Origin of the sequence: Microbacterium sp. NPDC055988, from assembly GCF_042269505.1 — a bacterium.
Classification (GTDB): Bacteria; Actinomycetota; Actinomycetes; order Actinomycetales; family Microbacteriaceae; genus Microbacterium.
The window spans coordinates 1,264,086-1,277,802 of the sequence record NZ_JBHJXY010000001.1; the positions used below are offsets into that span (position 1 = coordinate 1,264,086).

General features: G+C 69.2%; 6 protein-coding genes. All 6 read left to right on the forward strand.

Annotation, left to right across the window (positions count from 1 at the left end; translation table 11 throughout):
• The first annotated feature begins 181 nt into the window (after positions 1–181).
• Positions 182–9,436 carry an invasin domain 3-containing protein gene (locus ACFC14_RS06245; protein ID WP_376101896.1) on the forward strand — a complete coding sequence of 3,085 codons (9,255 nt, stop codon included), beginning with the start codon at positions 182–184 and terminating at the stop codon, positions 9,434–9,436.
• Between the two features lie 73 nt (positions 9,437–9,509).
• Positions 9,510–10,946 (forward strand): dihydrolipoyl dehydrogenase family protein, encoded by a 1,437-nt coding sequence (locus ACFC14_RS06250; RefSeq protein WP_376101898.1) that lies wholly within the window; start codon positions 9,510–9,512, stop codon positions 10,944–10,946.
• A 141-nt stretch (positions 10,947–11,087) separates the two neighbouring features.
• Positions 11,088–11,390 (forward strand): DUF427 domain-containing protein, encoded by a 303-nt coding sequence (locus ACFC14_RS06255; protein WP_105722715.1) that lies wholly within the window; start codon positions 11,088–11,090, stop codon positions 11,388–11,390.
• 44 nt (positions 11,391–11,434) lie between these two features.
• A complete protein-coding gene (locus ACFC14_RS06260) occupies positions 11,435–12,307 on the forward strand; it encodes an ABC transporter ATP-binding protein (RefSeq protein ID WP_376101900.1) in 873 nt (290 codons plus the stop codon).
• The gene (locus tag ACFC14_RS06265; protein WP_376101902.1) at positions 12,304–12,984 is read left to right on the forward strand and encodes an ABC transporter permease; all 681 of its coding nucleotides are present in this window, start codon (positions 12,304–12,306) and stop codon (positions 12,982–12,984) included. The genes ACFC14_RS06260 and ACFC14_RS06265 overlap by 4 nt, the downstream gene beginning before the upstream one ends.
• Positions 12,981–13,706, forward strand: a complete 726-nt coding sequence (locus ACFC14_RS06270) for an ABC transporter permease (RefSeq protein WP_376101904.1) — start codon at positions 12,981–12,983, stop codon at positions 13,704–13,706. The genes ACFC14_RS06265 and ACFC14_RS06270 overlap by 4 nt, the downstream gene beginning before the upstream one ends.
• Positions 13,707–13,717 lie beyond the last annotated feature (11 nt).

The window sequence follows — 13,717 nt, forward strand, 5'->3', positions numbered from 1 at the left end:
GCAGGGCTTCCCATTCCGGTGGAAAAGTGCATACTGAGGACGAAGACCTCCGTCATGGCAGTTCGTTGAAGGCTGCCTCTCGGGGATCCCGCCGTCGGGGGTCGGTGTGGGGGCGGCTTTCAGGAAAAAACAACCTGAAGGTTAGCGGTCGCCAGCGTGGGTGGCCCGAGGAGGGCTCACCATGTTCGGTTCGAAGCGAGGTCTCGGCAGGGCGAGTGCGTCCGTCCTGGTCACGGCGCTGGTCGCCGCGAGCTTGTGGGCGGTCACAGCCGTTCCGGCCGCTGCAACTCCCGGCGGGACGACGGGCACCGATTTCTGGCTGCGCGCCGACCGGGGGACAGGCGCGTCCGCCACCGGGACTCCCGTGCAGACCTGGACGGATCAAGCGGTTCCCGCCAACACCATCTCCCAGACGGCTGCCGCGAATCGCCCGACGTACAACGTCGCCGGGCCCAACTTCAACCCCTCCCTCCGCTTCTTCGACGGGACCACGTCTCGATGGTTCGCGTCGAACATCGACACGTCGTACACGACCGCAGGCAAGGGGAAGTACTCGTACTGGGCCGTGGCCGTTCCCGACGCGACTCGCGGCGGCTTCATCCTCAGCTCGGACGACGGCGTCCCCGTCGGAGCGAGCTTCGATCGTTGGATGAGCTACAACAACGGTGGGGTGTTACAAGGAGCATCAGGTCAGGCCTATGCCCCGGTCGGCGGCATCACGGGAGGCACGGCCCCCGGCCCGAAGCTGATCCGCATCTACTACAACCAGGGCGTCGCGAACGGGTCGTCCGGTTGGTTGGCCGGCGTGAACGGCGGAAACTTCACCAGCACCATGGACGACACCGCCGCTCCGCTGGCGATCGGGGCACTGATCAACACCGGGGCCGCACCCTTCCGCGGCACGATCGCCGAGGTGATCGGGGTCGCCGGTGCGCCGAACGATGATGCGACCGCCAACGCGCGCATCCAGTCCTATCTCGCCGCGAAGTACGGAACGACTCTCGGCGACGTCGACAACGCGCCGGGTGGGAACACCTCGGTGACCTCCGTGAACTCCGCCGGAACGACGTATTGGAGCGCACCGGTCGCCTACCAGAACAACGTCACGGTGATCGCGCGGGACTCCGTCTCGGACTTCGACCAGCGTGTGTCGCAGGCATCCACGAGCACCACTCTGCCTCTGACCCTGGCCGCGGGCACCTACAGCTTCACGGGCACGATCACGCCCACTTCCCCGACCACCGCGCTGACCGATCTCGCGTCGGTGACGATCGGCGACGACAACGGTTCCACGGCGATCACGACCCCTGCCACGGCAGGCGTGACCGACCGGATGGCCCGTGTGTGGCGCGTGCAGACCGCGGGGAGCAGCCCGGCCCAGGTCTCGGTGCGGGTCCCCGCATCGGGGATCACGCTGCCGGCCAATGCGCGCACTCTCTACGCCGTGAGCGGAGCGAGTGCCACCTTCGGTGGACCGGTGACGACCACACCGCTCACGCTCCAGAGCGGGTACTACGTCGGGACGATCCCCACGCCGGCGAGCGGTGAGTTCCTCACCTTCGGCGTGAGGGTCGCCGATCCCGGAGACTCGACAATCGCCGCGGCGCCGCCGACGATCACGGCTGACGGCGTCACGACCTCGACCGTCACGGTCACGCTTCGTGACGCGAACGGACAACCCGTCGTCGATGGCGGGGACACGGTCACCATCGTCAAGAACGCCGGTGGAGGAACTCTCGGCGGAGTTCTCGACCACGGAGACGGCACCTATTCGGCGACCCTGACCTCTCCGACCACCGCGGGGTCGGCGACCCTCGGGTTCACCGTCAACGGGGTTCCGGGCACGGGTACCGCGACGGTGACCTTCGCACCGGGCGCGGCATCCGCCACCGGGTCGACGATAGCTGCGGCCTCACCGACTCTGACCGCGGGCGATTCCACGCTGGTCACGGTGACCGTGCGCGACGTCAACGGCAACGCCCTCGGCAGCGCCGGTGCCGGGCACGCCGTGGTGATGACGACGGACCTCGGCACGATCAGTGCGCCCGTCACGGACAACGGCGACGGCACGTACACGGCGACCCTCTCGTCCACTCTCACGGGCACAGCCACGGTCGGATTCACCCTCGACTCCGCGCCCGCGACCGACACCGACGCCGTCGTCTTCACTCCCGGCGTGCCGACCGCAGCGGACTCCACCATCGTGGCGGCCCCCACGAGTGTCACGGCCGACGGCACGAGTGTGTCGACGGTCACGGTCACGCTCCGCGATGAGTACGGCAATGCCACGGGAACGACCGGAGCCGATGTGACGATGTCGGTCACCGCGGGTGTCGGCACGCTCGGTGCCGTCACCGACGTCGGCGACGGCACGTACACGGCGCCCCTGAGTTCTCTCGTCGCGGGAACATCCACCATCGGTTTCGAGCTCGACGATACGGCGGGCGCAAGCACCGCGTCGGTCACTTTCGTCGCCGGTGCGGCGGACGTGGGCACGTCGACGATCGTGGCGTCGCCGACGTCGATCACCGCGGACGGCACGAGTACGTCGACGATCACGGTGACCTTGCTCGATGCGAACGGCAATGTCGTCGCGGATGCGGGCGAAGTGGTGGAGCTGTCGACGACGACCGGCACCCTTTCGGCCGTCACGGACAACGGCGACGGCACGTACACGGCCACGCTGACGTCGCCGACGGCGGTCGGCAGCGCGACGGTGTCGTTCACGATCGATGACGCGGATGCGGACGCGACCGCCACGGTGGCGTTCGTCGCCGGTGCCGCGGATGTGGGCACGTCGACGATCACCGCGTCGCCGACGTCGATCACGGCCGACGGTACGAGCACCTCGAGCGTGACCGTCACCCTGCTCGATGCGAACGGGAACGTCGTCGCGGATGCGGGCGATGTGGTCGATCTGGCGACCACGGCAGGAACGCTCTCGGCAGTGTCGGATAACGGCGATGGCACGTATACGGCGACGCTGACGTCGGCGACCGCGGCGGGCAGTGCGACGATCTCGTTCACGATCGACGACGCGGATGCGGATGCCACCGCATCCGTGGCGTTCGTCGCCGGTGCGGCGGATGTGGGCACGTCGACCATCGCCGCGTCTCCGACCTCGATCACCGCGGACGGCTCGACGACGTCGACGATCACGGTCACCCTGCTGGATGCCAACGGCAATGTCGTCGCGGATGCGGGCGACGTGGTGGATCTGTCCACCACGGCCGGGACGCTCTCGGGTGTGACCGACAACGGCGATGGCACCTACACGGCGCAGCTCACGTCGGCGACGGCGGTCGGGAGTGCGACGGTGTCGTTCACGATCGATGACGCGGATGCGGACGCGACCGCCGCGGTGGCATTCGTCGCCGGTCCGGCGGATGTGGGCACTTCAACCATCGCCGCCTCTCCGACGTCGATCACCGCGGACGGCACGAGTACGTCGACGATCACGGTCGCGCTGTTGGATGCCAACGGCAACGCCGTGGCGGATGCGGGCGATGTCGTCGACCTGGCGACCACGGCGGGCACGCTCTCCGGTGTGACGAACAACGGCGACGGCACGTACACGGCCACACTGACGTCGGCGACGACGGTGGGTTCCGCGACGGTCTCGTTCACGATCGACGACGCGGATGCGGACGCCACGGCGACCGTGGCGTTCGTCGCCGGTGCGGCGGACATCGCTACGTCGACGATCGCCGCGTCTCCGACCTCGATCACCGCCGACGGGACCAGCACCTCGACCGTGACCGTCACCCTGCTCGATGAGAATGGCAACGTCGTGGCGGATGCGGGCGCAGTGGTGGATCTGTCCACCACTGCGGGCACGTTGTCCGGTGTGACGGACAACGGTGATGGCACGTACACCGCCACGCTGACGTCGGCGACGACGGTCGGTTCCGCGACGGTCTCGTTCACGATCGATGACGCGGATGCGGACGCGACCGCCACGGTGGCGTTCGTCGCCGGTCCGGCCGATGTGGATACGTCGACGATCACCGCGTCTCCGACCTCGATCACTGCGGACGGCACGAGTACGTCGACGATCACGGTCACCCTGCTCGACGCGAACGGCAACGTCGTGGCGGATGCGGGCGAAGTGGTCGATCTGGCGACCACGGCGGGCACGCTGTCCGCTGTGACGGATAACGGCGATGGCACGTACACGGCCACCTTGACGTCGGCGACGACGGTCGGTTCGGCGACGGTTTCGTTCACGATCGACGATGCGGATGCGGATGCCACGGCGACCGTGGCGTTCGTCGCCGGCGCGGCGGATGTCGGCACCTCGACTATCGCCGCCTCTCCGACCTCGATCACCGCCGACGGGACCAGCACCTCGACGATCACCGTGACCCTGCTCGATGCGAACGGGAACGTGGTCGCGGATGCCGGTGGCGTCGTGGCACTGTCGACGACCGCCGGGACGCTCTCGGGTGTGACCGACAACGGCGACGGCACCTACACGGCCGTGCTGACATCGGCGACCGCGGCGGGCAGCGCGACGGTCTCGTTCACGATCGACGATGCCGATGCGGACGCGACCGCGTCGGTGGCGTTCGTCGCCGGTGCGGCGGACGTAGACACGTCGACGATCACCGCGTCGCCGACCTCGATCACCGCGAACGGCACGAGCACCTCGACCGTGACCGTCACACTGCTCGATGCGAACGGGAACGTCGTCACGGATGCGGGCGATGTCGTCGACCTGGCGACCACGGCGGGCACGCTCTCGGCCGTGACCGACAACGGCGACGGCACCTACTCGGCGGAGCTCACGTCCGCGACGACGGTCGGCAGCGCCACGATCTCGTTCACGATCGACGGCGATGATGCGACGGCGACCGCGACGGTGGCGTTCGTCGCCGGTTCCGCCGACATCGGTACCTCGACCATCGGGGCCTCCCCGGCGTCGATCACGGCCGACGGCACGAGTACTTCGACCGTGACGGTGACGCTGCGGGACGCTGAGGGCAACGTCGTCGCGGATGGTGGTGACGTCGTCGGTTTGGCGACCACCGCGGGCACGCTGTCCGCGGTGACCGACAACGGCGACGGCACGTACACCGCCACTTTGACGTCGGCGACGACGGTCGGCAGTGCCACGGTCTCGTTCACGATCGACGGCGACGATGCGGACGCCACGGCGTCGGTGGCGTTCGTCGCCGGTGCGGCGGATGTCGGCACCTCGACGATCACCGCCTCCCCGACATCCATCACCGCGAACGGCACCAGCACCTCGACCGTGACCGTCACACTGCTCGATGCGAACGGCAACGTCGTCGCGGACGCCGGTGACGTCGTCGCACTGTCCACGACCGCCGGGACGCTCTCGGGTGTGACCGACAACGGCGACGGCACTTACAGCGCCACTCTGACGTCGGCGACGACGGTCGGCTCCGCGACGGTCTCGTTCACGATCGACGAAGACGAGGCGGACGCCACCGCGACCGTCGCATTCGTCGCGGGTGCAGCGGACGTGGGTACGTCGACGATCGTCGCGTCGCCGACCTCGATCACCGCAGACGGGACCAGCACCTCGACCGTCACCGTCACACTGCTCGACGCGAACGGGAACGTCGTCGCGGATGCGGGAGATGTGGTGGATCTGGCGACCACTGCGGGCACGCTGTCCGGTGTGACGGACAACGGCGACGGGACCTACAGCGCCACCTTGACCTCGGCGACCGCGGCTGGCAGCGCGACGGTCTCGTTCACGATCGATGGCGAGGACGCCGATGCCACCGCGACCGTCGCATTCGTCGCCGGTGCGGCCGATGTCGGCACGTCGACGATCACCGCGTCGCCGACCTCGATCACCGCGAACGGCACCAGCACCTCGACCGTCACCGTCACTCTGCTCGATGCGAACGGCAACGTCGTCGCGGACGCCGGTGACGTGGTCGCACTGTCGACCACGGCCGGCACGCTGTCCGCGGTGACCGACAACGGCGACGGCACTTACACGGCCGTGTTGACATCGGCCTCCGCGGTGGGGAGCGCGACGATCTCGTTCACGATCGATGATGCCGATGCGGACGCGACCGCCACAGTGGCATTCGTCGCGGGTGCCGCGGACGTCGGTACGTCGACGATCACAGCCTCCCCGACATCCATCACGGCCGATGGTTCGACCACGTCGACGATCACGGTGTCGTTGCTGGACGCGAGCGGGAACATCGTCGCCGATGCCGGCGATGTCGTCGCGCTGTCGACGACCGCGGGAACCCTCTCGGGTGTGACCGACAACGGTGATGGCACGTACTCCGCCGTCCTGACGTCGGCGACCGCGGCTGGCAGCGCGACGGTCTCGTTCACGATCGACGGCGACGACGCCGATGCCACCGCGACCGTCGCATTCGTCGCCGGTGCGGCCGATGTCGGCACGTCGACGATCACCGCCTCTCCGACCTCGATCACCGCGGACGGCACCAGCACCTCGACCGTGACCGTCACCCTGCTCGATGCGAACGGCAACCTGGTCGCCGATGCGGGCGACGTGGTCGGTCTGTCCACCACGGCCGGTACCCTCGCAGCGGTGACCGACAACGGCGACGGGACGTACACGGCTGTGCTGACGTCGGCGACCGCGGCCGGCTCCGCGACGATCTCGTTCACCATCGCCGGGGCTCCCGCAGACGACACCGCCTCGGTGCAGTTCACCGCGGGATCGGCGAGCCCCGTGACCTCGACGATCGCCGCCGACCCGCCGTCGATCACGGCCGACGGCACGAGCACCTCGACGATCACCGTCACCGCGCGCGACGCGCAGGGCAACCCCGTCACGACCGGCGCGGACATCGCGATCACCACGAGCGCAGGAACGGTGGGGGCGACCGTCGACAACGGTGACGGCACCTGGTCCGCGACACTCACTTCCCCGACGGCCGCCGGTTCCGCAACGGTCGGTTTCACGGTCGACGGTGAGACGAGCCCGAATGTGGCGATCGTGGCGTTCACGGCAGGTGCAGCAGACGCGACGGAGTCCACCATCTCGGCCTCGCCGACGTCGATCACGGCAGACGGCACAAGCACCTCGACGATCACCGTCGTGCTGGTCGACGCCAACGGCAATGCCCTCACGGCTTCGGGGGGAACGGTCACGATGGCCACAGACGCGGGCACGCTCGGGAGCGTGACCGACAATGCGGACGGCACATACACTGCCGTTCTCACCTCGGCCACCGCGGTGGGGACCGCGGTGGTCAGCTTCACGGTCGCGGGCGATTCGAGCCCGAACACGGTGACCGTCGCCTTCACGGCCGGACCCGCTGACCCGTCGACCTCGACGATCACGGCGTCTCCGGGGATCATCCCCGCCGACGGCTCCAGCACGTCGACCGTCACCGTCACCCTTCTCGACGCGAACGGCAACCCGACCGGTACATCCGGCGGAACGGTCGCGCTCACCACCGACGTGGGCACCGTGGGTGCCGTCACCGACAACGGAGACGGCACGTACACGGCGATCTACACGTCGCCGACATCCACCACGCCGCCCGCAGCGATCATCGGGTTCTCTCTCAATGGCACGACAGGCACCCAGACGGCGACCGTCGCCTTCGTCGCCGGCGTGCCCTCGACGACGACATCGGAGATCGCGGCGAGCCCCGCCACGATCACTGCGGACGGCACCAGCACGTCCATGGTCACCGTCACCCTGCGCGACGGCAACGGCAACCCCGTACCGGACGCCGGGCCCGTCGTCGGGATGACGACCACGGCCGGTGCCCTCTCCGGAGTGACCGACAACGGCGACGGCACCTATACCGCGAGCCTGACCTCGGCCACCCTCGCCGGCACGGCGACGATCAGCTTCACGATCTCCGGTGCCGGCGCGAGCGATACGGCTGCCGTGACTTTCATTGCGGGCGCTCCGGATGCCGGAACGTCGACGATCACCGCGGCGCCGACGTCGATCACCGCTGACGGCGTCAGCACCTCCGCCGTGACGGTGACGCTCTTCGATGCCCAGGGCAATCGCGTGCCGAGCGGCGGTGCCGAGGTGGTCATCCAGACGGATGCCGGCACGGTCGGCGCACCCGTCGACAACGGCGACGGCAGCTACACGGCGACTCTGGTCTCCGCCGAGACGGTGGGAACAGCGACGCTGAGCTTCACCGTCGGCGGCACGGCCGGCGGCGCCACCGCGAGCGTCGAGTTCACCGTCGGCGCGGCCGATCCTGCCACGTCGACGATCGCCGCCGCACCGTCCACGATCGAGAACGACGGCGTCGCCGCGTCGACGATCACCGTGCAGCTCTTCGATGCGTCGGGCAACGCGCTGAGAGTCGGAGGCGACACCGTGGCCCTCACGACCACGCTCGGCACACTGAGTGCCGTCGTCGACAACGGCGACGGGACGTATTCCGCGAGCCTGACGTCGACCACGAGTGGAACGGCGACGATCGGCTTCCTCGTGAACGGCGTGACCGCGACGGCGACCGCCACTGTGACCGCCGTCGACTCCACCGCTCCCGCTGCGCCGGTCATCACCGGCCCCGCCGACGGCGGAACGGTTCCGGGTGTTCCCGTGATCTCGGGAACCGGCGAACCATCCGCGACGGTCACCGTCGCGGATGGCGACGGAAATGAGATCTGCAGTGCGGTCGTCGCAGCCGATGGGACGTGGACATGCTTCCCCTCGTCACCTTTGCCGGAGGGGGAGATCGAACTGATCGCCACCCAGACCGATCCCTCGGGAAACACCAGCCCGGAGTCGGAGCCCGTGGACATCACGGTGGACCGCACGCCCCCCGCGCCCCCGGTACTCGCTCCCACGGATGGGGAGACGATCTCGGGAACGTCCGAGCCGGGCTCGACGGTGATCATCAGCGACACCGGCGGCAACGTGCTGTGCACCGCAGTGGCGGACAGCAACGGGGACTTCTCCTGCACACCGACCACCCCGGTCCCCCCGGGAACGGTCGTGGTGGCGGTCGCGACGGACGACGCCGGCAACACGTCCGACCCCGCCTCGGTGCGCGTCGGCGGACCGAGCATCGAGTTGCAGCGCGACGTCGCCTCTCCCGGCGACACGCAGGTGGCGATCGGGCGCGGCTTCCTCCCGGGGGAGCGTGTCAGCGGGCTCCTGACATCGACGCCCGTCGATCTGGGTACGCTCACGGCCGATGAGATGGGAACCGTGACCTTCACATTCGTCCTGCCCGCCGACATCGAACCCGGAACGCACCGCGTCACGCTGACGGGGGAGCTCAGCGGTGAGGTCTGGGCGGAGTTCGAGGTACCTGCGCCGCCGGCGCCGCCTGCACCGTCGGGTCTCTCGACCACCGGCGGGCAGGCTCTCGCAGGCCCTGCGGGCTTCGCGGCGGTTCTCATGCTGGTCGGTTCGATGCTCATCCTCGGGGCGCGCCGACGCCGGTCCCGGGCACTCCGCCAGGGGGTGACGGGAACAACTCACCCGTGACTCGACGTTGCTCTTGAGCGAGACTGGGCGACGGAACCGGACGACGGAACCGGCCGACGAGAGGGTGCGACGCATGACCGCTGCGGAGAAGACCGACGAATACGACCTGATCGTTCTGGGTGGAGGGCCGGTCGGCGAGAATGTGGCCGACCGTGCCGTGCAGGGCGGCCTCACCGCGATCATCGTGGAGAGCGAGCTCGTCGGAGGCGAATGCTCCTACTGGGCGTGCATGCCGTCGAAGGCGCTGCTCCGTTCGGCGCAGGCGCTCCGGGCCGCGCAGCATGTGGCGGGCGCCTCGCAGGCGGTCACCGGCAAGCTCGACGTGCGGGCCGTGTTCGACCGCCGTGACTCGTTCACCAGCAACTGGTCCGACGACGGGCAGGTGAAGTGGCTCGATTCGGCCGGCATCGACCTGGCCCGCGGCCACGGCAGGCTCACGGGCGAGCGCGAGGTGACGGTGACGGATGCCGATGGCGCCGAGCGCGTGCTCCGGGCCCGGCACGCGGTCGCGATCAGCACCGGATCGGATGCGGTCATCCCGCCCATCGACGGACTGCGCGAGGCGTCCCCGTGGACGAGCCGCGAAGCGACCAGCGCCGAGGAGCTGCCGGAGAGCCTGGCCGTGATCGGCGGAGGCGTGGTCGCGGTCGAGATGGCGACCGCGTACGCCGCACTCGGCTCGGCCGTGACCGTGATCGCCCGCAGCGGGCTGCTCGGCGGGATGGAGCCCTTCGCGGGCGAGCGGGTGGCCGCGGGGCTGAAGGAGCTCGGCGTTGATGTGCGCACCGGGACCGGCACCACGTCGGTCCGCCGCGATGGCACCGGCGTCACCATCACCCTCGACGGCGGTGAGGAGATCACCGCGACCGAGGTGCTCGCCGCGACCGGGCGCTCACCCCGTAGCGGAGACATCGGGCTCGAGGTCGTCGGCCTCGAACCGGGTCGCTGGATCACGACGGACGAAACGCTCCGTGTGCCCGGCTCCGACTGGCTCTACGCGGTCGGCGACGTGAACGGACGCGTGCTGCTCACGCACCAGGGCAAGTACCAGGCGCGCGCTGCCGGCGATGTGATCGTCGCCCGCGCGAAGGGTGACGACGTCGACGGCGCGCCGTGGGGCCGGCACGTCGCCACTGCGGATCAGGCTGCCGTCCCGCAGGTCACGTTCTCGATCCCCGAGGTCGCCTCGGTCGGACTCACCGAGGCCGCCGCGCGCGACGCCGGGAAGGCCGTGAAGGCCGTCGATTACGACCTGGGCTGGGTCGCCGGCGCGAGCCTCTATGAAGACGGATTCGAGGGGCAGGCGCGCCTCGTGATCGACACCGAACGCGACGTCGTGCTGGGTGCGACGTTCGTCGGCCCCGAGGTGGCGGAGCTCGTGCATGCCGCGACCGTGGCGATCGTGGGCGAAGTGCCCGTCTCCCGTCTCTGGCACGCGGTGCCGTCGTACCCGACGGTGAGCGAGATCTGGTTGCGCCTGCTGGAGGGCTACGGGCGCGATTCCGCCTGATATGCACGGCGCCAATCCGATCCGGGAAGGGCGCCGAACAGCATCCGGATTGTTTCCCACATTGACGGCCCACGCGCAACCCACCAGCCCGATGTCGCCACCGTCTTATACGCTCGAACCCACATCCGAGGAGGCAGGACCATGAAGGCTGTACTCGCAGGAACCGTCATCGCCGAGGCCGACGAGAGCGAACTCGTCCGCATCGAGGGGAACTGGTACTTCCCGCCCGCATCCGTCGCGCCCGGTGCGCTCGTCGAGAGCCCCACTCCGTATACCTGCCCCTGGAAGGGCGCGGCTCAGTACTTCTCGGTGCAGACCGAGGGCGAGCTCCACACCGACTACGCGTGGTCGTATCCGCACCCGTACCCCTCGGCCTTCGACCGCGTCGGCAAGGACTTCTCCGGGTACGTGGCCTTCGACCCGCGCGTCGAGGTCGGCCCGTAACCGGCTGCCCCGCATCGATCGATCGACCGACTGGAGACCAGCCCATGATCGAGTTCCGCAACGTCACGAAGCGGTTCCCCGACGGCACCCTCGCCGTCGATGACTTCAGCCTCGTGCTGCCGTCACGCAAGACCACCGTGTTCGTCGGTTCCTCCGGCTGCGGCAAGACCACTCTCCTGCGCATGATCAACCGCATGGTCGAGCCGACCTCCGGCGACGTCGAGATCGACGGCGAGAGCGTGCTCGAGGGCGACCCGGTGGCTCTGCGCCGCCGCATCGGCTACGTCATGCAGAACTCGGGTCTCATGCCGCACTTCACGGTCATCGACAACGTGGCCACCGTGCTGCGGCTGACCGGCGTGAAGAAGGCTGCGGCGCACCAGCGGGCGCGCGAGCTGCTCGACACGGTCGGGCTCGACCAGGCGCTCGCCGAGCGCTACCCGAGCCAGCTCTCCGGTGGTCAGCAGCAGCGCGTCGGTGTCGCCCGCGGGCTCGCCGCAGACCCCAACATCCTGCTCATGGACGAGCCGTTCGGAGCCGTCGACCCGATCGTGCGAGCCGATCTGCAGCAGGAGACCCTTCGTCTTCAGCACGAGCTCGACAAGACGGTCGTGTTCGTCACGCACGACATCGACGAGGCGTTCCTGCTCGGTGACCAGGTGGTCATCCTCGACAAGGGTGCGCGCGTCGTCCAGGTGGGCAGCCCGAGCGAGATCATCGAGAACCCGGCCGACGACTTCGTCGCCGCGTTCATCGGGGCCGACCGCGGCAGCCGGGCTCTGCACCTCAAGCAGACCCCGCGCGGCACCGTGGTCGTCGACTCCGAGGGTCGCACGCAGGGCTCGATCGTCGACGTGCCGGATGCCGTGACCGACGCGCTCCTGAGCGAGGAGAGCGCGACGAAGGGCGCCCTGTGAACTGGGTCGGCGACAATCTCGGCCTCATCCTCGAGCTCGCCGGGATCCACCTGCAGCAGAGCGTGATCGCGATCGTGCTCGGCTTCATCCTGTCGCTGCCCCTGGGCTGGCTCGCCTGGCGCTACCAGCTGGTGAAGGGTCCGGTCATCGTGCTGACCGGACTGCTGTACACGATCCCCTCGCTCGCCCTGCTGATCCTCCTCCCGTCGGTCGCCGGGTACTCCGCGCGCAGCCCCGTGAACCTCGTGATCGGACTCACGATCTACGCCATCGCGATCCTGGTGCGCGCGGTCTCCGATGGCCTGGACTCGGTCGACCCGGCGATCCGGCAGTCGGCCACCGCGATGGGTTACGGCGGATTCCGACGGTTCTGGACGGTCGACTTCCCGCTGGCGGGTCCGGTGGTCCTCGCCGGGCTCCGTGTGGCGTCGGTCAGCACCATCTCCCTCGCCACGGTCGGCATCCTGGTCGGGGTGCTGAACCTCGGCTACCTGTTCACCGACGGTCTCCAGCGACGCATCCTTCCCGAGGTGTTCTCGGGCGTGGTCGCGGTCGTGGTGATCGCGCTCGCGATCGACCTGCTGCTCCTGCTGCTGGGCCGCGCTCTGATGCCTTGGACACGGGCGGCGAAGACGACGTCCGTCCGACAGCCGCTCACCCTGAGGACCGCCGCATGAACGTCTTCACGGATGCCCTTGCCTGGCTCTTCTCCCCCGACCGGTGGGAGGGTCCCTATGCGCTGCCGATCCTGTTCGGTCAGCACATGTACTTCACCGTGATCTCGGTGCTGATCGCCGCCGTCATCGCCCTCCCACTCGGCTGGCTCATCGGGCACACCGGCCGTGGCCGGGAGGTCGCCGTCGCCGTCTCCGGTGCCGCCCGTGCGATCCCCTCGTTCGGCCTCATGGTGCTGCTGGTGCTGCTGCTCGGCGTTCTCCGCGTTCCCGAAGCCGCCATCATCACCTTCGTGCTGCTCGCCATCCCGTCACTTCTCGCCGGGGCCTACACCGGTCTCGAAGCCATCGACCGGCGGGTGCTCGACTCCGCACGGGCGATGGGCATGACCGAGTGGCAGGTGTTCTGGAAGGTCGAAGTGCCCCTCGGCCTGCCCCTCCTGGTCGGCGGGATCCGCGCGGCGCTCCTCCAGGTGATCGCGACCGTCACGATCGCCGCCTACATCAACCTCGGCGGTCTCGGCCAGCCGATCATTCAGGGCATCCCGCTGCGCAAGTTCGACCAGGTGCTCGGCGGTGCGATCCTCGTGGCCGTGCTCGCGCTGGCAGTCGATCTGCTGCTCGCCATCGTCCAGCACGCCGCGGTCCCGGCCGGCGTGCGCGCCACCCCCGGGAAGCGTCGATCGCGCGCAACCCTCAAGGCCGCGGCCACGGCAGCGGCCTGACACCGACCCAC